Below are 21,221 nucleotides of genomic sequence, written 5' to 3' on the forward strand. Positions count from 1 at the left end.
CCTGAAAATCAAGGCCGCCTTCCCCGGGAAAGCGCGATGAACCTTTTTTTTGCGTGCCGCCTCAGTCATCGGTCGAATCCCCGCGAGAGAGTCATCCCGGCTACAATTCGCGCCACCGTGATTCTGCCCTGAGGTCAGCCATGCAGCCCTTCGCCATCGCACCGTCGATCCTTTCCGCCGATTTCGCCCGCCTGGGCGAGGAAGTGGAGAACGTTCTCGCCGCCGGCGCCGACATCGTTCACTTCGACGTGATGGACAACCACTACGTGCCCAACCTGACCATCGGCCCCATGGTCTGCTCGGCGTTGCGCAAGTACGGCATCACCGCGCCCATCGATGCGCACCTGATGGTTTCGCCCGTGGACCGCATCATTGGCGACTTCATCGAAGCCGGCGCCACTTACGTCACCTTCCACCCGGAAGCCACCCTGCACGTCGATCGTTCCCTGCAGCTGATCCGCGACGGCGGCGCCAAGGCCGGCCTGGTGTTTAACCCGGCCACCCCGCTGGACGTGCTGAAGTACGTGATGGACAAGGTCGACATGATCCTGCTGATGAGCGTCAACCCCGGCTTCGGCGGGCAGAAGTTCATCCCCGGCACCCTCGACAAGCTGCGCGAGGCCCGCGCCCTGATCGACGCGTCCGGCCGTGACATCCGCCTGGAGATCGACGGTGGCGTCAACGTGAAGAACATCCGCGAGATCGCCGCCGCCGGTGCCGACACCTTCGTCGCCGGCTCGGCCATCTTCAATGCGCCGGACTACGCCGAGGTCATTGCCGCCATGCGCGCCGAGCTGGCCCAGGTCTGATATGGGAACGTTGCTCCGGCTGTTCGATGGGCACCTGCCACGCCTGGTGATGTTCGATCTGGACGGGACCCTGGTGGACTCCGTGCCGGATCTCGCCGCCGCCGTCGACCGCATGCTGGTCGCCCTGGGGCGCCCGGTGGCGGGCATCGAGCAGGTACGCGAGTGGGTCGGCAACGGAGCCCGAGTGCTGGTGCGTCGCGCGCTGGCCGGCGGCCTCGATCATTCCACCGTGCATGACAGCGACGCCGAACGCGGCCTGGAGCTATTCATGGAGGCCTACGCCGACAGCCATGCGCTGACCACCGTTTACCCCGGCGTGGCGGAAACCCTGAAGTGGCTGAAGAAGAAGGGCGTAGAACTCGCGCTGATCACCAACAAGCCCGAGCGCTTCGTCGCTCCCTTGCTGGACGAGATGAAGCTGGGTCGCTATTTCCCGCTGATCATCGCCGGCGACACGCTGCCGCAGCAAAAGCCCGATCCGGCTGCATTGCTCCACGTGATGCACATGACCGGGGTCAGCCGCAGCGAGGCATTGTTCGTCGGCGATTCGCGCAATGACGTGCTCGCCGCCAAGGCCGCCGGGGTGAAATGCGTGGCGCTGAGCTACGGCTATAACCACGGCCGGCCCATCGTCGAAGAGGAGCCGGCGCTGGTCGTGGATGACCTGCGTGAGCTGCTTCCCGGCGGTTGCGCCGCCCACGGCGCTGCGCTAATGTCGCCGAACTCCTCCGACACTTCGCCTCAACGAGACAGAAACGTGGTGGTTCCCTGCAAGCATTGGCTCGAACGAGCCGGAATGAAGATCATCAAGGCCGTCGCCCGTTGGCGCTGGCGCGCCTAATTCATTCTGGCCGGAATATCCGGCGCGCTTTCACACCGACGTCTTTATCTCCAGGAACCCCTCAAGGGGGTTCCCCGCCCCATGAGGCTGATCATGACCCGCGAAGAATTCCTGCGTTTGGCCGCCGAAGGCTACAACCGCATTCCGCTTGCGTTCGAAACCCTGGCGGATTTCGATACCCCGCTTTCCCTCTACCTGAAGCTCGCCGATACCCCGTACTCCTACCTGCTGGAGTCTGTGCAGGGCGGCGAGAAGTGGGGCCGTTATTCCATCATCGGCCTGCAGAGCCGCACCGTGCTGCGCGCCCACGGCCTGAAGGTCGCCGTCAGCGTCGATGACGTCGAGGTGGAATCCCACGACTGCGAAGACCCGCTGGCCTTCGTCGAAGCATTCAAGGAGCGCTATCAGGTAGCGCCCATCGCCGGCCTGCCGCGTTTCAACGGGGGGCTGGTAGGCTACTTCGGCTATGACTGCGTGCGCTACGTCGAGAAGCGCCTGGCCAACTGCCCGAACCCTGACCCGCTGGGCACGCCGGACATCCTGCTGATGGTGTCGGACGCTGTGATCGTCTTCGACAACCTCGCCGGCAAGCTGCACGCCATCGTCCTGGTCGATCCGACCCAGCCCGATGCCTACGAGAAGGGCCAGGCACGCCTGGTGGAAATCCGCCAGAAGCTGCGTCAGCCGGTCGTGCCGCGCCTGGGCGTGGACCCGAGCATGCCGGTCGGTGGCGAGCCGGACTTCCGCTCCAGCTTCAGCCGCGAGGATTACGAGCAATCGGTGCGCGAGATCAAGGAATACATCCTGGCTGGCGATTGCATGCAGGTAGTGATTTCCCAGCGCATGTCGATTCCCTTCCAGGCTGCTCCCATCGACCTGTACCGCGCCTTGCGCTGCTTCAACCCCACTCCTTATATGTACTTCTTCAACTTCGGTGACTTCCACGTCGTGGGCAGCTCGCCGGAGGTGCTGGTGCGGGTCGAGGATGGTCTGGTCACCGTGCGCCCGATCGCCGGCACCCGCCCGCGTGGCGCGACCGAGGAAGCCGACCGCGCCCTGGAAGAAGACCTGCTCTCCGACGCCAAGGAGCTCGCCGAGCACCTGATGCTGATCGACCTCGGTCGCAACGACGTCGGCCGTGTCGCCGACACGGGCAGCGTCAAGGTCACCGAGAAGATGGTGATCGAGCGTTACTCCAACGTGATGCACATCGTTTCCAACGTCACTGGCCAGCTCAAGGAAGGCATCTCCGCAATGGAAGCGCTGCGCGCCATCCTGCCGGCCGGCACCCTCTCCGGCGCGCCGAAGATCCGCGCCATGGAGATCATCGACGACCTCGAACCGGTCAAACGCGGCGTCTACGGCGGCGCCGTGGGCTACCTGGCCTGGAACGGCAACATGGACACTGCCATCGCGATCCGCACGGCGGTCATCAAGGACGGCGAACTGCACGTACAGGCCGGCGCCGGCATCGTCGCCGACTCGGTCCCGGCACTGGAATGGGAAGAGACGCTGAACAAGCGCCGCGCCATGTTCCGTGCCGTGGCTCTCGCCGAACAGACCGCCAAGACCGACGCCTGAGGATTGCACCATGCTGCTGATGATCGACAACTACGATTCCTTTACCTACAACGTGGTGCAGTATCTCGGTGAGCTGGGCGCGGACGTGCATGTGATCCGCAACGACGAGCTCTCCATTGCCGATATCGAGGCGCTGAACCCGGAACGCATCGTGGTCTCCCCCGGCCCCTGCACGCCCAACGAAGCCGGCGTGTCGCTGGAGGTGATCCGCCATTTCGCCGGCAAGCTGCCGATCCTTGGCGTCTGCCTGGGTCACCAGAGCATCGGCCAGGCTTTCGGTGGCGACGTGGTGCGTGCGCGCCAGGCCATGCATGGCAAGACCAGCCCGGTGTTCCACAAGGACCAGGGTGTCTTCGAGGGCCTGAACCACCCGCTGACGGTCACTCGCTACCACTCGCTGGTGGTGAAGCTGGAGACCCTGCCCGACGAGCTGGAAGTCACCGCCTGGACCCAGCATGCCGACGGCAGCGTCGACGAGATCATGGGGCTGCGTCACAAAACGCTGAATATCGAGGGTGTGCAGTTCCATCCGGAGTCCATCCTTACCGAACAGGGCCACGAACTTCTGGCCAACTTCCTCAAGCAGACCGGCGGAGTGCGCTGATGGACATCAAGGAAGCCCTGAACCGGGTGGTCAACCAACTGGACCTGACCACCGAAGAAATGCAGGACGTGATGCGCCTGATCATGACCGGCCAGTGCACTGATGCGCAGATCGGCGCGTTCCTCATGGGCATGCGCATGAAGAGCGAGACCATCGAGGAAATCGTCGGTGCCGTTTCGGTGATGCGTGAGCTGGCGGTCCGCGTCGAGCTGTCCACCCTCAAGCACGTGGTGGATGTGGTCGGTACCGGTGGCGATGGCGCCAACATCTTCAACGTGTCTTCCGCCGCCACCTTCGTGGTCGCGGCGGCGGGCGGCAAGGTCGCCAAGCACGGTAACCGCGCGGTTTCCGGCAAGACCGGCAGCGCCGACGTACTGGAAGCCGCCGGCATTTACCTTGACCTCAAGCCCGAACAGGTCGCCCGTTGCATCGAGAGCATCGGGGTCGGCTTCATGTTCGCCCAGGTCCATCACAAGGCCATGAAATATGCCGCCGGTCCGCGTCGTGAGCTGGGTCTGCGCACCCTGTTCAACATGCTTGGCCCGCTTACGAATCCGGCCGGTGTGAAGCACCAGGTGGTGGGCGTGTTCAGCCAGGCGCTGTGCCGTCCGCTGGCCGAGGTACTCAAGCGCCTCGGCAGCGATCACATTCTGGTCGTGCATTCGCGCGACGGGCTGGACGAGGTGAGCCTCGCGGCGCCGACCCATGTCGCGGAGCTGAAGAATGGCGAAGTGACCGAGTACCAGATCCAGCCCGAGGACTTCGGCATCAAGAGCCAGAGCCTGATCGGCCTGACCGTCGGCAGCCCGCAGGAATCCCTGGAGCTGATCCGTGATGCCCTGGGCAGACGCAAGACCGAAAACGGCCAGAAGGCCGCCGACATGATCGTGCTGAATGCTGGCGCTGCGCTCTATGCCGCCGACCTGGCCTCCAGCCTGAAAGAAGGTGTGCGTCTGGCACAGGACGCCCTGCACACAGGCCTCGCCCGCGAGAAGCTGGACGAGCTGGCCTCCTTTACCGCGGTGTTCCGAGTGGAGAATGAAGCGTGAGCATCCCAACCGTTCTTGAGAAGATCCTGGCGCGCAAGGCCGAGGAAGTTGCCGAGCGCCGCGCCCGCATTTCCCTGGCCGAGGTCGAGGTGCTGGCGCGCTCCGCCGACACTCCCCGTGGTTTCGCCCGCGCGCTGCTGGAACGCGCCGAGCGCCACGAGCCGGCGGTGATCGCCGAAGTGAAGAAAGCCTCGCCGAGCAAGGGCGTACTGCGCGAGAACTTCAACCCCGCGTTGATCGCCAGGAGCTACGAAGCGGGCGGTGCCGCCTGCCTGTCGGTGCTCACCGACGTCGACTTCTTCCAGGGTGCCGATGCTTATCTGCAGGAGGCGCGTGTCGCTTGCTCCCTGCCGGTGATCCGCAAGGACTTCATGATCGACCCCTACCAGGTGGTCGAAGCCCGCGCCATTGGCGCCGATTGCATCCTGCTGATCGTGTCCGCGCTGGACGACGTGCGCATGAAGGAGCTGGCAGCCACCGCCAAGGACGTCGGCCTCGACGTGCTGGTGGAGGTGCATGACGGTGACGAACTGGATCGCGCGTTGAACTGCCTGGACACCCCGCTGGTGGGCATCAACAACCGCAACCTGCACACCTTCGAGGTCAGCCTGGAAAACACCCTCGACCTGTTGCCGCGCATTCCGCGCGATCGCCTGGTCATCACCGAGAGCGGCATCCTCAATCGCGCCGACGTGGAGCTGATGGAAGTCAGCGGTGTTTACGCATTCCTGGTGGGCGAGGCGTTCATGCGCGCTGAAGAGCCGGGTGTCGAGTTGGGCCGACTGTTCTTCCCCGAGCGCAACCGCGTAGTGGCGGGTATCGATCCGGATTGATCCGGCTCGGTCCTCCAGACATGAAAAAGCCGGCTTGCGCCGGCTTTTTCATTTGGGGTTCTCAGCGGGTGCCGAAAACCACCATCGTCTTCCCCTTCACGTGCACCAGGCCCTGTTCTTCCAGGCTCTTGAGCACGCGGCCAACCATCTCGCGGGAGCATCCAACGATCCGGCCAATTTCCTGACGCGTGATCTTGATCTGCATGCCGTCTGGGTGGGTCATGGCATCGGGCTGCTTGCACAGGTCGAGCAAGGTGCGCGCAACGCGGCCGGTGACATCGAGGAAGGCCAGGTCGCCCACCTTGCGTGTGGTGTTGCGCAGGCGGTCAGCCATCTGGCTGCCCAGTGCATAGAGGATTTCCGGGTCTTGCTGGGTGAGTTCGCGGAACTTGGCGTAGCTCAGTTCCGCCACTTCACATTCCGTCTTGGCGCGGACCCAGGCGCTGCGTTCCTTCTCCGCCCCCTCTTTCTCGAACAGGCCCATCTCGCCGAAGAAATCGCCGGCATTGAGGTAAGCGATGATCATTTCGCGACCGTCGTCGTCCTCGATCAGGATGGTGACGGAGCCTTTGATGATGAAGAAGAGGGTTTCGCAACGGTCACCGGCATAGATGATGGTGCTCTTGGCCGTGTAACGACGGCGGTGACAATGCGCGAGTATTTTGTCCAGGCTCTTTATTTTTGGTGTAAGGGTAATTGCGACCATGCCCGAGTCCCGAAAAAGAGAAGGTAAGCCTTTGTCAAACAGGCAATTTTCTAATAGTTGTCCGGCCCAGTGTGCCAGTAATCCGGCGCCAGCTTAACAGAGGTCCCCCATTCGACAATGTGATTTTGCGACGCACCTAACACCTGCTCAGGAACTATTTGAGGCCCGGCGTGGAAATGGCGCTGTGATAAGCTACCGCACCTTTTTCCGAGCGGAGTTCCAGGCGATGAAAGCACGCATCCAATGGGCGGGCGAAGCCCTGTTCCTTGGCGAATCCGGCAGCGGCCATGTGGTGGTAATGGACGGTCCGCCCGAGTCCGGTGGTCGTAACCTGGGCGTGCGTCCCATGGAAATGCTGCTGCTCGGCCTGGGCGGCTGCACCAACTTCGACGTGGTGAGCATCCTGAAGAAATCCCGCCAGCCCGTGGAAAGCTGCGAAGCCTTCCTCGATGCCGAGCGCGCCAACGAAGACCCCAAGGTCTTCACCAAGATCCACGTGCATTTCGTGGTGAAGGGCCGCGGCCTCAAAGAGGCTCAGGTCAAGCGCGCCGTGGAGCTGTCCGCCGAGAAATACTGCTCGGCCTCGATCATGCTCGGCCGTGCCGGCGTCGAGATCACCCATGACTACGAGATCGTCGAGCTGGGCTGAGAACCAGTTCCAGCGCGCGCGATCGTGAACGCGCCCTGAACCCTGGGGCCGATGGCCGGTTGTCCGAAGACATCCGGCCATCATATTTGCGCGGCAAACTCTGGCAGACGGCGCCCGTCGTCTGCATAATTCGCCCCCTTCCAATTTCCGGGGCATCGGGCCCCGAACCTACGACCACAATCGCCAACGCGAAGAGGTGTAAACCGTCCTACGCAGAAGTGTCGTGCGCTTCTGACGGGCATGCTCAATCACGCGGCAGAGCCGCATATGCACAGAGAGCTCTCAACGGTGAAAAGCAAACTCAAGCTCCACGGGTTCAACAACCTGACAAAGACCTTGAGCTTCAACATCTATGACATCTGCTACGCGGAAACCCCCGAGGACCAGCAGGCCTACGTCCAGTACATCGACGAAGAGTACGACGCCGAACGCCTGACCCAGATCCTCACCGACGTAGTCGATATCATCGGTGCCAACATCCTCAACATCGCCCGCCAGGATTACGATCCCCAAGGCGCGAGCGTGACCATCCTGATCTCCGAGCAGCCGGTGACCCCCACCGACAGCCAGATCGAGGAATCTCCGGGCCCGCTGCCGGAGACCATCCTGGCCCACCTCGACAAGAGCCACATCACCGTTCATACCTACCCGGAAATCCATCCGGTGTCGGGTATCGCCACCTTCCGGGTGGACATCGATGTCTCCACCTGCGGCGTGATTTCCCCGCTGAAGGCGCTCAACTACCTGATCCACCAGTTCGACTCGGACATCGTCACCGTGGACTACCGCGTGCGCGGTTTCACCCGTGACGTGGAAGGCAAGAAGCACTTCATCGACCACGAGATCAACTCGATCCAGAACTACCTCTCCGACGACACCCAGGACGCCTACCAGATGACGGACGTCAACGTGTACCAGGAGAACATGTTCCACACGAAGATGCTGCTCAAGAACTTCGAACTGGACAACTACCTGTTCGGTGACGCTACCCGCAACCTGACGCCCGAACAGCGCAAGGAAGTCGAAGAGCGCGTGCGCCACGAAATGCTGGAAATCTTCTACGCGCGGAACGTGCCTCACTGAGGCCGCTTCGCGGTGGAAACGAAAAGGGCGCCTTAGGGCGCCCTTTTTTCATATACGGGATTCAGACCCGGTAGGTGCTCTTGGTCATGACCTTCGACAGCAGGGTCATGCCGAACTTCACCGGCGCGGGGAAGCGCAGGCCGCCCGCTTCCAGGGCGCTATTGGCGTGCTGTTCCTCGTCGGTACGCATCTGCTCGAGGATGGCTCGCGACTTGGCGTCCTCGGCCGGCAGCTGTTCCAGGTGCTCATCGAGGTGCTTGCATACCTGGTCTTCAGTGGCGGCGACGAAACCCAGGCTGATCCGGTCGCTGATCAGGCCGGCCACGGCGCCGACACCAAAGGACAGGCCATAGAAGATCGGGTTGAGGACGCTCGGGCGGCTGCCGAGTTCGCGAATGCGTTGTTCGCACCAGGCCAGGTGATCGACTTCTTCTTCGGCGGCGTGCTCCATGGCTTCGCGCACTTCCGGCAACTTTGCGGTCAGCGCCTGGCCCTGATAGAGCGCCTGGGCGCAGACCTCGCCGGTGTGGTTGATGCGCATCAGCCCGGCGATATGGCGAGCGTCCTCGGGTTTGAGTTCGGCGTCCGCCTGGCCTTCGGCAGGGGAGGGGCGGAAAGGCTGGCCGGTGAACGGCAGCAGCGTACGCAGCGCGGCATCGGCCTGCAGCAACAGGCGGTCGGCGGGGGAATAGGAACGTTCGCTGGCCATGCGGCACCTCCGTGGAATATCGGCGGGCATTCTAGCGCAAGGGGATGACCGAGGCTTGACCGGTATCAGGCCTCGGTCGATGGGATCAGCCCGGCGGCCAGTGCATCTGGCGCTGACCGAGCACATGCATGTGGATGTGAAAGACGGTCTGGCCACCCTGTTCGTTGCAGTTCATCACCAGGCGGAAGCCGTCTTCGCAGCCTTGCTCCTTGGCCAGGCGCTGGGCGGTGTAGGCGATATGGCCGACCAGGGCCTTGTCGTCTTCGGTGAGGTCGGTGAGCGTGGGGATGTGTTTCTTCGGGATCACCAGGAAGTGCACGGGGGCCTGCGGCGCAACGTCGTGGAAGGCGACGATCTGGTCATCTTCGTAGAGCTTGCGAGCGGGAATTTGTCCGGCGGCGATTTTGCAGAACAGACAGTCCACGGGAATTCTCCGGCCTGATATAAGAGGTCCCGAGTTTAGCGGTGCGCGATTGCCCCGGCCAGCGCTGGCCGACGTCCACAAGGAGCCCCTGTGAAGAACGATATCCACGACCTCGGCCTGGTGCTGGATTCACGCGTGAAGCTGATCCTGATCGAGTCATGGGACGAGCGGCGGGTGTTGGAAACGCTCACCAGCCTGGCGGTCAAACGGGGATTCGGGCTGTTCACCTGGGCCATCAGCGAAGGGCTGCAGCGTCTGGGTTTCGGTGGCGAGAGCCTGGGCGAAGGTGACAGTCGCGAACCGGAAACGGCGCTCAAGCTGATCAAGGCCGATCCGCAGCCGAACCTCTACGTGATGTGCGACCTGCATCCGTTCCTTGGCGAGAATCCCAAGGTGGTGCGCCTGCTCAAGGAGGTGGCCATGGCGGAGGGCAATCACAAGCCGACACTGGTGCTGGTTTCCCACGCGCTGAAGCTTCCGCCGGAAGTCCAGCGCTATGCCGCCCGCTTCGACTTGGCGCTGCCCAATGAAGACGAGCTGTTGAGCATCGTCCGGGAAGAGGCTTCGCGCTGGAGCGAGCGCAATCGTGGCGCCAGGGTCCGAACCGACAACCGTACCCTGCAGCAGGTGGTGAAGAATCTGCGCGGCATGAGCCATGGCGAGGCGCGCGCGCTGGCACGCAACGTGATTTGCGACGACGGTGCAATCACCCAGGAGGACCTGCCGGAACTGAACAAGGCCAAGTTCCAGTTGCTGGATCTTGAAGGTGTCCTCAGCTTCGAATACGAGACCGCCCGGTTCGCCGAAGTAGGCGGGTTGGCCAATCTCAAGCGCTGGCTGGCCGAGCGTCAGGCTGCGGTGCTGGATGAGAAAGCGCTTGATCGGCCGAAGGGCGTTCTACTGGTCGGCGTGCAGGGCGGTGGCAAGAGCCTGGCGGCCAAGGCCGTTGCCGGACTCTGGGGCTTGCCGCTGCTGCGCCTGGACTTCGCCTGCCTGTACAACAAGTTTTTCGGCGAGACCGAACGCAACCTGCGCGAGGCCCTGAAGCTTGCCGAGCAGATGGCGCCTTGCGTGTTGTGGATGGACGAGGTGGAGAAGGGGTTGGCTAGCGGCGACCACGATGGCGGCGTGAGCCAGCGCGTACTTGGGACCCTGCTGACCTGGATGGCGGAGCGCAAGGCGCCGGTGTTCATGGTCGCAACCGCCAACGCGATCGATCGCCTGCCACCGGAGTTGCTGCGCAAGGGCCGTTTCGACGAGCTGTTCTTCGTCGATCTGCCGCAGCCCGAGGTTCGTGCCGAGATCTTCCGTATCCACCTCGTTCGCCGCGAACTGGACCCGGCGCAGTTCGACCTGCATCAATTGGTCGCCGCCAGCGATGGTTTCTCGGGCGCCGAGATCGAGCAGGCCGTCGTGGGAATGCTCTATGCCTCCCAGGCCCAGCAATGCCAGGCCGACCAGGCCCTGCTGCTACGTGAACTCAAGGGAACGGCACCGCTTTCAGTGCTGATGGCCGAGCAGCTGGCGAACCTGCGTGCGTGGGCGAACGGGCGTTGCGTGAAGGCGGATTGAGCCCGCTCAGGGCTGGGCGAAGCGGCGAATGATCCGGCCCAGCAGGCGGCGCACCAGCCAACGCGGCGCCAGTCGCGGGAACTGCGCGGCCAGCCGGTTGCGCCAGCCGGGAATGATGATCGCGCGGTTCTTTTCCAGGGCGCGCACGGTGATCAGAGCGAGTTCCTCAGGGCTCATCATCAGCTTGCTGCCTTCAAGGCTCCCGACCTCCATGTGAGCGCCGCGGAAGAAGGCCGTGCGGGTGGGGCCGGGGCACAGTACGGAGACTTTCACACCGCGCGGTCGCAACTCCTCGCGCAAGCCTTCGGAAAAGTTCAGGACGTAAGCCTTGCTGGCGTAGTAACTGCTCATCCAGGGGCCGGGCTGGAAGCCCGCTACCGAGGCGACATTGAGGATCTGCCCACCGCCCTGTCGCGCCATCAGGCCGCCGACGCCGTGGCAGAGTCGTGCGAGGGCGAGGATGTTCAGTTCGATCAGTTCCTGCTCACGTCCCCAGTCCTGGTCGACGAACGCACCGGAGGAGCCGATGCCGGCATTGTTCACCAGCAGGTCGATTTCCCGTTCGCCCTGCTCCAGGTCCATCAGTAGACCGGATACGTGAAGGGGCTCGGCCAGATCGCAATAGCGGTACAGCACTTCCACGCCGAAACGCTGGGTCAGTTCGCAGGCGATGCTTTCGAGCGCTTCCCGATTCCGCGCGACCAGCAACAGGTGTCGGCCCCGTCGCGCCAGTGCCTCGGCCAGAGCCAGGCCAATACCGCTGGAGGCGCCGGTGATCAAGGCATAACGAGGCATCTGGGGTTCTCCATAACAGGGCCGGGTTGGACAACGCCGGCCCCGGGAGGTTGCTTACTCGGCGGACTCGCTTTCGAGAGCGGGCGCATCGGCCGGCTGCTCGAAGCTCGCGGCGTCGCCCATTTGGGCGCGCATCAGATAGTCCTGGTAGGCCGGTAACGAAATGGCGGCGACTATACCGATAACCGGTACCAAAATGATCAGCCATGCCAGTACTTTTACCGCTCGGCTATTGGGCGGCGGTGGCGGACCGTAGCGGTTGGGACCATCGGTGCCGGGCATGAAGAGCATCAACAGGGCGAACACGCTGCCAACGATCGGGACGAAGTTCAGCAGCCAGAGCCAGCCGGACCAGCCGATATCGTGGATGCGCTGCACACCGATGCACACGCTGACCACCACCAGGGCAAGGCAGGCCACCAGGGTCAGCAACCCCGCCAGGGCGTCGGAGAGTGCGAAGCTGCCGAGGATCACCCCGCCAATCGGCAGGAACGCCAGCATCAGCGCCATGCTCCAGCCGAGGTAGCGTACCCGGCCGATCCGGCCGCTGGTGCCGAGGACTTTCAGTTCCCCGAATTCCGGCAACTGCTCGCCGACCTGTGCCCTGGGTGGCGCGTAAGGAGAGGCCGCTTCATTGCTGGTGACAGACGTTTTCACCAGCGCAGGTTCTTCCGCCATTTGCGCCTGACGGGCCAGGTACTTGTCGATGATGATTCCGCAGGCCTGGCACTCTGCCGCCTTGGCCTGCTCGTGTCCGCATTTCGGGCAGCTCATGCTGTCAGTACCAGAGCTGGTTTCTGCGGCAGCAGTATTGACGACAGGGTCCGGGTGGTCGTCCGTGGCCACCAGGCTCAGGCCGGCTGCAATGTCCTGTTCCTTGCGCACTTTCGCGCCGGCGCGCTGCAGTGCGGCGAGATACTTGTCTGCCTCGGCTTCCACCAGGTCGCGCTTCAGGGCGACGCTACGGCCACCGAACAGACTGTCGATCTTGCTGGTGTCGCTCTTGAACAGGCGGGCGAGGTTTTCCTTGACGGTCTCCAGCGCCACGCCGGGCATGGGCTCTCCGTCGAAGACGATTTTGAAGCGGGCTTCGGTCATGCGGGCGTCCTTGTCAGCGACAGAAAGAATGATGGCACAGCGTAATGGCGCTCTGGCCCACGGCACAAGCGGCCTGGCGCACAAAAACAGGCCTCAGGCCAGGCTCAGCGGGTTCCAGCGTCCGACCAGGTTGCCGCGGCGCAGCAGGCGCAGGTCGGCAAACTCATCCAGGGAGCCTTCGGATTGCTCGGGGCGCAGGAAGACCCAGTCGTCCACCGCGAGTCCCGTGGCGCCGGAGCCGATCAGGCGTTCCTGGTTGGCGCTGCGACCATAGAGGCTGTCGTACGTGAGCCCGGCAGGGGAGACAGGTTTCGCTTGCCAGTTGCCGCCGTACAGATAGTGGGCGCGCTGGCGATTGGGGTTCCAGCCGCGCAGCAGGCCCTGGATGTTATCCAGATAGGGCAGGGTGCCATCGAGCACCTTTAGCACAGGGCTGGCTATCCACAGGGCCGCGTGGTGTTCCCGGAGCAACTCACTGTCGAAAGCGGCAGGTTTGAGCAGGGCGGAACCCACTGCTACCTCGTTCAACGGGCTGGCCTCATTGGCGTGCAGCGGGTAGGTCTGACTGCCGCCGCCGTTCAGCAGGGAATCCCGTGGCCATAGCGGGGATGTCCGGGCTGCCTGGATGAATGCCTGATAGCGTGCGTTGCTCTCACTCAGGGCCTTGTCGGTGCCGATCCAGAATGGCGCGTGGACGACCTGGGCGTCGTATCCCATCAGCCCGCGCAGTTTCAGTGGCGACGCGGACGCGTCCATCTGCGCAAGGGCGCTGGCCAGCGCGTGGGGTGTGGCGAATCCACCGCGTGCGAGGCCGATGTCGATCTCCAGGGCAACCTGCAGAGGCTGGCCAAGCGCGCGGCTCAGCTCGGTGTACTCCTGCAGGCGCTGGATGCTATCCACAAGCCAGGTCACCTGATGGCTCGGATCGAATCCGCGGTGATGGGGCAACTGCTGGTAGAAGGCCAGGGCTGCGGCGGCGGGTAGGGGTTTACCGAGCAGCAGGTCGGCCGAGGGGAAGAGTCGAGCCAATTGGTTCAGCTGCGGCTGGTGGAAAACCATGAAGCGCGTGCAGTTCAGGCGACGCGACAGGTAATCGAGCAATCCGCCGGATGCCAGGGACTTGGCCACCAGCCGAAGCGGGCGTGGGCCAAGCCTGGCGGCAAGCAAATCGGCGTTGGCGTCCAGGCGATCAAGGTCGATGACCATTTGCGGGATGCCGCCGCCGTCTTCGCGCAGTAGCTGGTTAAGACGTGCAAAGTAGGCATCGTGGGGGCGGCCATGATCGGACGGGCGCGCAGCCCAGATGCCCAGCGCGCCGAGTGCACCAATACCGAGCAGGGTGCGTCGCCTCATCGCGCCCAGCGTTGGCCCAGTTGCCCAGACTTGTCACGGGCGGCGCGGTATTCCTGGTCGAGCCGGGCGATGAGTTCGTCCACGGTCGGCAGGTCGCGGATGTTGCCGACGCCCTGGCCGGCGGACCACACGGTCTTCCAGGCCTTGGCTTCATCGCTGACCGGTTTCAGCTTCTCGCCGTAGTCGATGCTGCCCTTGTCGGCGAGGCGTTTCATGTCATAGCCGGCCGCTTCCAGGCTTTGGCGCATGAAGCTGGCGGGGACGCCGGAGACGGCCGGCGTATGGACGATGTCGGCGGCGCGGGCGTCGAGGATCATCTGCTTGTAGCGGGTTTCGGCGTCGCTCTGCTGGGTGGCGATGAAGCGGGTGCCGAGGTAGGCCAGGTCGGCGCCGAGCATCTGTGCCGCGAAGATTTCGTGGCCGTGGTTGAGGCAGCCGGCGAGCAGCAGCGTCTTGTCGAAGAACTGGCGAATCTCGGCAATCAGTGCGAACGGGCTCCAGGTGCCGGCATGGCCGCCGGCACCGGCTGCGACCGCGATCAGTCCGTCCACGCCGGCCTCGGCAGCCTTCTCCGCGTGGCGCCGGGTGGTCACGTCGTGGAAGACCAGGCCGCCGTAGCTATGCACGGCGTCGACCACTTCCTTCACTGCACCCAGGCTGGTGATGACGATCGGGACGCGCTTTTCCACGCAGATGGCCAGATCTGCCTGCACCCGTGGGTTGCTGTGGTGGACGATGAGATTCACCGCATAGGGGGCTGCATCCGCTGCAAGCGAGGCTTCGATCTCATCGAGCCAGGCGCGGAAGCCGCTGCTCTCGCGCTGATTGAGTGCAGGAAAGCTGCCGACGATGCCATTGTTGCAGCAGGCCAGGACCAGCTTGGGGTTGGACACCAGGAACATCGGCGCAGCTACGATCGGCAAACGCAGGCGTTGTTCGAGCAGGGCGGGCAGGGACATCTGGCATTCCTCTTGTCAGGTCAGAAGGGCTTGACCACCACCAGGATGACGATGGCGATCAGGAACAGCACCGGGACTTCGTTGAACCAGCGATAGAACACATGACCTCGGCGATTCTCTCCGCGCGCGAAGCGTTTGAGCAGCGAGCCGCAGGCATGGTGATAGCCAATCAGCAGGACGACCAGGGTGAGCTTGGCATGCAGCCAGCCTTGGCTCAGCCAGCCCGGGTTGAGATAGAGCATCCAGATACCGAATACCAGGGTGGCGATCATCGAGGGGCCCATGATGCCGCGGTACAGCTTGCGCTCCATGATCTTGAAGCGTTCGCGGCTGGGCTCGTCCTCGGCGATGGCGTGGTAAACGAAGAGGCGCGGCAGGTAGAACAGGCCGGCGAACCAGCAGACGATGGCAATAATGTGCAGGGCCTTGAGCCACAGATAGAGCATGGGACGATTTCCATCAGGCAGATTGCCCGGATAGTAGTGGCTTGAGCGGCCGCACGTCACCTCGGCGGTTGGCCCCTGGCCGATGCGGCTTTATCATCGGCAGCTTTCCAATCGGTTCTTTGAGGGGCAAGTGATGGTCAAGGTCGGAATCGTCGGCGGCACGGGCTACACCGGTGTCGAACTGCTGCGTCTGCTGGCTCAGCATCCGCAAGCGGAGGTCGCGGTAATCACCTCGCGATCCGAGGCTGGGGTGAAGGTCGCCGATATGTATCCGAACCTGCGCGGCCATTACGACAACCTCGCGTTCAGCGTGCCCGATGTGGCTGCCCTGGGCGGCTGCGACGTGGTCTTCTTCGCTACGCCGCACGGCGTTGCTCATGCGCTGGCTGGTGAACTGCTGGATGCCGGTACCCGCGTGATCGATCTTTCCGCCGACTTCCGCCTGCAGGATGCCGAAGAGTGGGCCAAGTGGTACGGCCAGCCCCACGGCGCGCCCGCGCTGCTGCCGGAAGCCGTTTACGGCCTGCCGGAAGTCAATCGCGAAGCCATCAAGGGCGCACGTCTGATCGCTGTCCCGGGCTGCTACCCGACCGCTACCCAGCTCGGCTTCATTCCGCTGCTGGAGGCCGGTCTGGCCGATACCACGCAACTGATCGCTGACTGCAAATCCGGCGTCAGCGGGGCGGGTCGTGGCGCCAAGGTGGGCTCGCTGTTCTGTGAAGCGGGCGAGAGCATGATGGCTTATTCCGTTAAGGGGCACCGTCATCTGCCGGAAATCAGCCAGGGCCTGCGTCGCGCTGCCGGTGGCGCGGTCGGCCTGACCTTCGTCCCGCACCTGACGCCGATGATCCGTGGCATTCACGCGACCCTCTACGCGAATGTCGCCGACAAGACCGTCGACCTGCAGGCCCTGTTCGAGAAGCGCTACGCCAATGAACCTTTCGTCGATGTGATGCCGGCAGGCAGCCATCCGGAAACCCGTAGCGTCCGTGGTGCCAACGTTTGCCGTATTGCGGTTCACCGTCCCCAGGGCGGCGACCTGGTGGTGGTGCTCTCGGTAATCGACAACCTGGTCAAGGGGGCATCCGGCCAGGCTGTGCAGAACCTCAACATCATGTTTGGCCTCGAGGAGCGCCTGGGCCTGTCCCACGCCGCTCTGCTGCCCTGATGGCCTGCGGCGCCGGTGGCTAGATCACCGGCGCCGCACTCTGACCCCTATCGTGGGTCAAATCGCTTAATAGTTGACCAGTTTTCTAGGGTAAGCGGATAATGCCTCGCCTTAGCGCAGTATGGCGGCGTCAAGCCGGGAGAGTTGCAGCATGAGCGTCGAATCCTTCACCCCTTCAGCCCTGATGTTCACTGATAGCGCGGCCAGCAAGGTGAAGAACCTGGTCGATGAAGAGGGCAACCCGCGCCTGAAACTCCGTGTGTTCGTCACCGGTGGCGGCTGCTCGGGCTTCCAGTACGGTTTCACTTTCGATGAAGACGTGTCTGACGATGACACCATTGTCGAGCGCGACGGCGTGAGCCTCGTGGTCGACCCGATGAGCTTCCAGTACCTGGCGGGTGCCGAAGTCGATTACCAGGAAGGCCTCGAGGGTTCGCGCTTCGTAATCAAGAACCCGAATGCCGCCACCACCTGCGGTTGCGGTTCGTCCTTCTCGATCTGAATTTCGTCCGAACTCAACAAAACGCCGTGCCCTTGGGCACGGCGTTTTCGTTTGCGGATCAGGCGGGGTAGATCGCGCCGAGGATACGCAGCCCCCTGGCGCCGGTAACGCTGGGGCGGTTGGTGGGAATCCCTTCAAGGCAGCAGTGTGCGAGCCAGGCAAAGGCCATGGCTTCGACCCAGTCCGGGTCCACGCCGAAATCGGCGGTGCTGCGGACCTGGGTACCAGGTAGCAGCGTCCCGAGGCGCAACATCAGCTGATGGTTGTGAGCCCCGCCACCACAGACCAGGAGGTCATCGGTCTTCGGCTGCGCAGCGCGGAGGGCATCGGTGATGCTCCGGGCGGTGAGTTCGAGCAGAGTGGCCTGCACATCCTCAGGTTTGAATTTCGGAAGGCGAGCCAGGTGAGACTGGAGCCAGCCGAGATTGAACAACTCGCGTCCGGTGCTCTTGGGGCCGCGTGTGGTGAAGAAGGCATCGCCCGAGAGGGTTTCCAGCAAGCGCTGTTGCAGGGTCCCGCTTGCGGCCCAGTCGCCGTTGCGGTCGTAGCTGTCACCACGCTGGAGATGAATCCAGGCGTCCAGCAGGACGTTGCCCGGACCACAATCGAATCCATGGACCGGTTTGCCGGGTTCGATGAGGCTCAGGTTGCTGAAACCACCCACGTTGAGCACAGCACGGTGGCTGTTGGCGTCTCCGAAGAGCGTTTCGTGGAATGCCGGCACAAGCGGCGCGCCCTGGCCGCCGGCAGCGACATCGCGCCGGCGGAAGTCGCCGACCACGGTGATGCCGGTAAGCTCAGCGAGCAAGGCGGGATTGCCGATCTGGACAGTGAAGCCGCGTGCGGGCTCGTGGCGTACTGTCTGGCCGTGGCTGCCAATGGCGCGAATGTCCTTGGCGCCCAGGTTGTTGCGAACCAGCAAGGCATTGATGCCGGTAGCGGCCAGTTCAACCCAGCCGTTCTCCGCCAGTGCAGCACGGGCCAGCTCGTCTGGACCGGAGGCGCAGAGTGCCAGTAGCTCGCTGCGCAGCGAGCTGGGCATGGGGATGTAGTGGGTATCGAGGAGGGTGATGCGATCGGTCTGTTCGACCAGGGCGATGTCCAGGCCATCAAGGCTGGTGCCGGACATCACCCCCAGGTAGCGCGGCATCGGATCAGCGCTTGTTCAAGGCCAGCATGCTGGCCTTTTCCTGATCCATCCGCGCCATCAGCGGCTGGGTCATCTGTAGGAAGCGCTTCTTCTCGCTGGCCATTAGCGGATCGGCCATCGGAAGCTTCACGCCCAGCGGATCGACGTGCACGCCGTTCACCTGGAACTCGTAGTGCAGGTGCGGGCCGGTGGAGAGACCGGTAGTACCCACGTAGCCGATGATCTGGCCCTGCTTCACGCTGCCACCGGTACGAATACCCTTGGCAAAACCTTGCATGTGACCGTACAGCGTCTTGTATTTGCTGCCGTGCTGGATGATCACGGCGTTGCCGTAGCCACCGCGTCGGCCTGCCAGGACGATCTTGCCGTCACCGGTGGCCTTGATCGGAGTGCCACGAGGTGCTGCGTAGTCCACGCCTTTGTGAGCGCGGATCTTGTTCAGAACCGGATGGCGGCGGCCGTTGGAGAAGCGCGAGCTGATCCGTGCAAAGTCGACCGGGGTGCGGATGAAGGCCTTGCGCATGGCAGTGCCATCACCGCGCAGATAGCTGGCGTTGCCTTGCTTATCGACGTAGCGGACTGCAGAGAAGGTCTTGCCGCGGTTGGTGAAGCGCGCCGCGAGGATTTCACCGCTACCGACTTTCTTGCCCTCGACCACTTTCTCTTCGAAGATCATTTCGAACTCGTCGCCTTCGCGGATGTCGAGGGCGAAGTCGATGTCGTAGCCGAAGATGTTGGCCAGATCCATGGTCAGGTCATGGGACAGACCGGCGCGCTTGGCGGACAGGAACAGGGAGCTGTCGATTACGCCGCGAGCATAAGCCGAGCGGAGCTCCGGCTTGATCAGGTCACGCTTGAAGGCGTAACCCTTGGAAGTCTTTTCGAGGTGAACGCTTTCGAGGCCGCTCAGCTTGGTGCTGATCTTCTCGAGCTCACCTTTGGGGTTCAGCTTGAACTCGAAGCTCTGGCCAACCTTCAGGCGGCTCAGCTGCTTGGCGTCCTTGCTGCTGTTCAGGACGTCGTGCAAAACATTGGCGGACAGACCGACCTTGGCAAACACCGTGGACAAAGTGTCGCCGTTGCCCACGGTCGCAGTCTTGAGACTGGGATCGGTAGGCGTCTGTACGTTAGCGGGAGCGGTAGCTACTACTTTCTTCTTATCCGCGTCTTTCTCGGCGCTGTTCTGGTTCTCGGCTGGGTTCTCGATCTTGGCGAATGGCGAGAGACCCTCATCCCCGGCAGCGGGACCTTGTCGGAGATCGTCCTTCTCCTGGGTTACCATCTCCGAGCCGTTCTCCAGCTCCAAGTTGATGTAGGTCTTCTTCGCCTCGACTTCGCGAGACGGGAACACCAGCAGGGCCAGGCTGAGCAGCGCAGCCACACCGCTTGCAGCCAGCAAGTGGCTCTTCGGGTATGGCGGCGGCGCTTTAGGTACTGAATGCGTCATGGCGTGTGGTGTTTTTGGAATATGAACTAACTGCCTAAAATATAATCAAAATCCGCCCTAGGCAACCTTGGATTGGTGCCTTCCGCTGACTGGCATGGGGCTGGGCGCAAAACTTGTAATTAGTCCGCGATCTTGTATGGTTGGTTCCCCTTTGTCTATCCACGGTCTACGAGTCCTGTCATGAAGTCGGTTGAAGAGCAGCTGGCGCTGATCAAGCGCGGTGCGGAAGAGGTCCTGGTCGAGTCCGAGCTGGTCGAAAAGCTCAAGCGTGGCCAGCCGCTACGTATCAAGGCGGGCTTCGATCCGACGGCTCCTGATCTCCACCTGGGGCACACCGTCCTTATTAATAAGCTGCGCCAGTTCCAGGAGCTGGGGCATCAGGTGATCTTCCTGATCGGTGACTTCACCGGGATGATCGGCGACCCCAGCGGCAAGAGCGCTACCCGCCCTCCGCTGACTCGCGAGCAGGTACTGGATAACGCCGAGACCTACAAGGCCCAGGTGTTCAAGATCCTCGATCCGGCCAAGACCGAGGTGGCCTTCAACTCCACCTGGATGGACCAGCTGAGTCCGGCTGATTTCATTCGCCTTGCATCGCAGTACACGGTTGCACGCATGCTCGAGCGCGATGACTTCAACAAGCGCTACAGCACCAATCAGCCCATCGCGATCCACGAGTTCCTCTATCCGCTCGTTCAGGGTTACGACTCTGTGGCGTTGCGTGCAGACGTCGAGTTGGGCGGCACCGACCAGAAGTTCAACCTGCTGATGGGTCGCGAATTGCAGCGCGCCTATGGGCAGGAGTCCCAGTGCATCCTGACCATGCCGTTGCTGGAAGGTCTGGATGGCGTGAAGAAAATGTCCAAGTCCCTGGGTAACTACGTAGGTATCCAGGAAGCGCCGGGCATCATGTACAACAAGCTGGTGTCCATTCCGGATCCGCTGATGTGGCGCTACTTCGAGCTGCTGAGCTTCCGCTCCATGGAAGAGATCGAGCAGTTCAAGCGCGATGTAGAAGCGGGCGCCAATCCACGCGACATCAAGATCAAGCTGGCTGAAGAGATCGTGGCTCGGTTCCATGGCGAAGAGGCTGCAGCCTCTGCTCATCGTTCGGCGGGTAACCGTATGAAGGAAGGCGAGCTGCCGCTCGACCTGCCTGAGGTTCAGCTGTCTGCTGCCGAGGATATGCCCATCGCCTCCGTCCTTAATAAGGCAGGCCTGGTAAAGAACGCTGCGGTAGCTCGTGATCTGCTGGGCGCTGGCGGTGTTCGTGTAGATGGCGAGGTGGTGGATCGCGGCTTCGTCTTCAAGCTGGGTGCGACTCACGTCCTGCAGGCCGGCAAGAAGTCCTTTGCTCGTGTATCTCTGGCTGCAGAGTAAAAAGACTTCAGAAAGAGGTTGACGGCAGATTCTGCATCCCTATAATGCGCACCTCGTCCCAGC

General features: G+C 62.9%; 22 protein-coding genes. 12 read left to right on the top strand and 10 right to left on the bottom strand.

The window, feature by feature from the left end; all coding sequences use genetic code 11:
- Positions 1-140: 140 nt before the first annotated feature.
- The 6 genes from rpe to trpC all read left to right on the top strand — a co-directional run bounded on the left by rpe (position 141) and on the right by trpC (position 5,717).
- Positions 141-809 carry a ribulose-phosphate 3-epimerase gene (rpe, locus tag MnOB_RS05255; RefSeq protein WP_077522742.1) on the top strand — a complete coding sequence of 223 codons (669 nt, stop codon included), beginning with the start codon at positions 141-143 and terminating at the stop codon, positions 807-809.
- Between the two features lies 1 nt (position 810).
- The gene (locus MnOB_RS05260) at positions 811-1,650 is read left to right on the top strand and encodes a phosphoglycolate phosphatase (protein ID WP_077522744.1); all 840 of its coding nucleotides are present in this window, start codon (positions 811-813) and stop codon (positions 1,648-1,650) included.
- Positions 1,651-1,743: 93 nt separating this feature from the next.
- A complete protein-coding gene (gene trpE / locus MnOB_RS05265) occupies positions 1,744-3,231 on the top strand; it encodes an anthranilate synthase component I (protein ID WP_077522783.1) in 1,488 nt (495 codons plus the stop codon).
- A 10-nt stretch (positions 3,232-3,241) separates the two neighbouring features.
- Positions 3,242-3,835, top strand: coding sequence for an aminodeoxychorismate/anthranilate synthase component II (locus MnOB_RS05270; RefSeq protein ID WP_077522746.1), 594 nt, complete (start codon positions 3,242-3,244; stop codon positions 3,833-3,835).
- Positions 3,835-4,884, top strand: coding sequence for an anthranilate phosphoribosyltransferase (trpD, locus tag MnOB_RS05275; protein ID WP_077522748.1), 1,050 nt, complete (start codon positions 3,835-3,837; stop codon positions 4,882-4,884). The genes MnOB_RS05270 and trpD overlap by 1 nt, the downstream gene beginning before the upstream one ends.
- On the top strand, positions 4,881-5,717 hold the full coding sequence (gene trpC / locus MnOB_RS05280) for an indole-3-glycerol phosphate synthase TrpC (RefSeq protein WP_077522750.1): 837 nt from the start codon (positions 4,881-4,883) through the stop codon (positions 5,715-5,717). The genes trpD and trpC overlap by 4 nt, the downstream gene beginning before the upstream one ends.
- A 61-nt stretch (positions 5,718-5,778) precedes the next feature.
- On the opposite strand, the gene crp is transcribed toward trpC, so the two are convergent.
- Positions 5,779-6,423, bottom strand: a complete 645-nt coding sequence (crp, locus tag MnOB_RS05285; protein ID WP_028631060.1) for a cAMP-activated global transcriptional regulator CRP — start codon at positions 6,421-6,423, stop codon at positions 5,779-5,781.
- Between the two features lie 226 nt (positions 6,424-6,649).
- Between crp and MnOB_RS05290 the strand changes: the two genes are divergently transcribed.
- Together MnOB_RS05290 and speD are read left to right on the top strand one after the other, a co-directional pair.
- The gene (locus MnOB_RS05290) at positions 6,650-7,072 is read left to right on the top strand and encodes an OsmC family protein (RefSeq protein ID WP_077522752.1); all 423 of its coding nucleotides are present in this window, start codon (positions 6,650-6,652) and stop codon (positions 7,070-7,072) included.
- Positions 7,073-7,360: 288 nt separating this feature from the next.
- The gene (gene speD / locus MnOB_RS05295) at positions 7,361-8,155 is read left to right on the top strand and encodes an adenosylmethionine decarboxylase (protein WP_077522754.1); all 795 of its coding nucleotides are present in this window, start codon (positions 7,361-7,363) and stop codon (positions 8,153-8,155) included.
- A 61-nt stretch (positions 8,156-8,216) separates the two neighbouring features.
- Here speD and coq7 read toward each other — a convergent pair whose 3' ends face one another.
- Together coq7 and MnOB_RS05305 are read right to left on the bottom strand one after the other, a co-directional pair.
- Positions 8,217-8,864 carry a 2-polyprenyl-3-methyl-6-methoxy-1,4-benzoquinone monooxygenase gene (gene coq7, locus MnOB_RS05300; protein ID WP_077522756.1) on the bottom strand — a complete coding sequence of 216 codons (648 nt, stop codon included), beginning with the start codon at positions 8,862-8,864 and terminating at the stop codon, positions 8,217-8,219.
- Positions 8,865-8,949: 85 nt separating this feature from the next.
- A complete protein-coding gene (locus tag MnOB_RS05305; protein ID WP_077522758.1) occupies positions 8,950-9,288 on the bottom strand; it encodes a histidine triad nucleotide-binding protein in 339 nt (112 codons plus the stop codon).
- A gap of 90 nt (positions 9,289-9,378) precedes the next feature.
- On the opposite strand from MnOB_RS05305, the gene MnOB_RS05310 reads away from it, so the two are divergent.
- On the top strand, positions 9,379-10,860 hold the full coding sequence (locus MnOB_RS05310) for an AAA family ATPase (protein ID WP_077522760.1): 1,482 nt from the start codon (positions 9,379-9,381) through the stop codon (positions 10,858-10,860).
- Between the two features lie 6 nt (positions 10,861-10,866).
- Here the strand turns inward: MnOB_RS05310 and MnOB_RS05315 are convergent, their stop codons facing one another.
- The 5 genes from MnOB_RS05315 to hemJ all read right to left on the bottom strand — a co-directional run bounded on the left by MnOB_RS05315 (position 10,867) and on the right by hemJ (position 15,511).
- Positions 10,867-11,655: an SDR family NAD(P)-dependent oxidoreductase gene (locus tag MnOB_RS05315; protein WP_077522762.1), complete on the bottom strand. Its 789-nt coding sequence runs from the start codon at positions 11,653-11,655 to the stop codon at positions 10,867-10,869.
- A gap of 54 nt (positions 11,656-11,709) precedes the next feature.
- Entirely contained in the window at positions 11,710-12,753 is a 1,044-nt protein-coding gene (locus MnOB_RS05320) for a DUF805 domain-containing protein (protein WP_077522764.1), read from the bottom strand.
- A 93-nt stretch (positions 12,754-12,846) separates the two neighbouring features.
- A complete protein-coding gene (locus MnOB_RS05325; protein ID WP_077522766.1) occupies positions 12,847-14,106 on the bottom strand; it encodes an alanine racemase in 1,260 nt (419 codons plus the stop codon).
- Positions 14,103-15,065 carry an NAD(P)H-dependent flavin oxidoreductase gene (locus MnOB_RS05330; RefSeq protein WP_077522769.1) on the bottom strand — a complete coding sequence of 321 codons (963 nt, stop codon included), beginning with the start codon at positions 15,063-15,065 and terminating at the stop codon, positions 14,103-14,105. Before MnOB_RS05330 ends, MnOB_RS05325 begins: the two co-directional genes overlap by 4 nt.
- A gap of 20 nt (positions 15,066-15,085) precedes the next feature.
- Positions 15,086-15,511: a protoporphyrinogen oxidase HemJ gene (gene hemJ / locus MnOB_RS05335; RefSeq protein ID WP_077522771.1), complete on the bottom strand. Its 426-nt coding sequence runs from the start codon at positions 15,509-15,511 to the stop codon at positions 15,086-15,088.
- Positions 15,512-15,644: 133 nt separating this feature from the next.
- Between hemJ and argC the strand changes: the two genes are divergently transcribed.
- Positions 15,645-16,679: an N-acetyl-gamma-glutamyl-phosphate reductase gene (gene argC, locus MnOB_RS05340; RefSeq protein WP_077522773.1), complete on the top strand. Its 1,035-nt coding sequence runs from the start codon at positions 15,645-15,647 to the stop codon at positions 16,677-16,679.
- A 151-nt stretch (positions 16,680-16,830) separates the two neighbouring features.
- The gene (gene erpA / locus MnOB_RS05345; protein WP_077522775.1) at positions 16,831-17,181 is read left to right on the top strand and encodes an iron-sulfur cluster insertion protein ErpA; all 351 of its coding nucleotides are present in this window, start codon (positions 16,831-16,833) and stop codon (positions 17,179-17,181) included.
- A gap of 58 nt (positions 17,182-17,239) precedes the next feature.
- Here the strand turns inward: erpA and MnOB_RS05350 are convergent, their stop codons facing one another.
- Together MnOB_RS05350 and MnOB_RS05355 are read right to left on the bottom strand one after the other, a co-directional pair.
- Entirely contained in the window at positions 17,240-18,331 is a 1,092-nt protein-coding gene (locus MnOB_RS05350; protein WP_077522777.1) for an anhydro-N-acetylmuramic acid kinase, read from the bottom strand.
- Between the two features lie 4 nt (positions 18,332-18,335).
- Positions 18,336-19,778, bottom strand: a complete 1,443-nt coding sequence (locus MnOB_RS05355; protein ID WP_077522779.1) for a peptidoglycan DD-metalloendopeptidase family protein — start codon at positions 19,776-19,778, stop codon at positions 18,336-18,338.
- Positions 19,779-19,958: 180 nt separating this feature from the next.
- On the opposite strand from MnOB_RS05355, the gene tyrS reads away from it, so the two are divergent.
- Positions 19,959-21,158 carry a tyrosine--tRNA ligase gene (tyrS, locus tag MnOB_RS05360; protein WP_077522781.1) on the top strand — a complete coding sequence of 400 codons (1,200 nt, stop codon included), beginning with the start codon at positions 19,959-19,961 and terminating at the stop codon, positions 21,156-21,158.
- Positions 21,159-21,221 lie beyond the last annotated feature (63 nt).

The sequence above is a fragment of the Metapseudomonas resinovorans genome (assembly GCF_002003485.1).
Taxonomy (GTDB): Bacteria; Pseudomonadota; Gammaproteobacteria; order Pseudomonadales; family Pseudomonadaceae; genus Metapseudomonas; species Metapseudomonas resinovorans_D.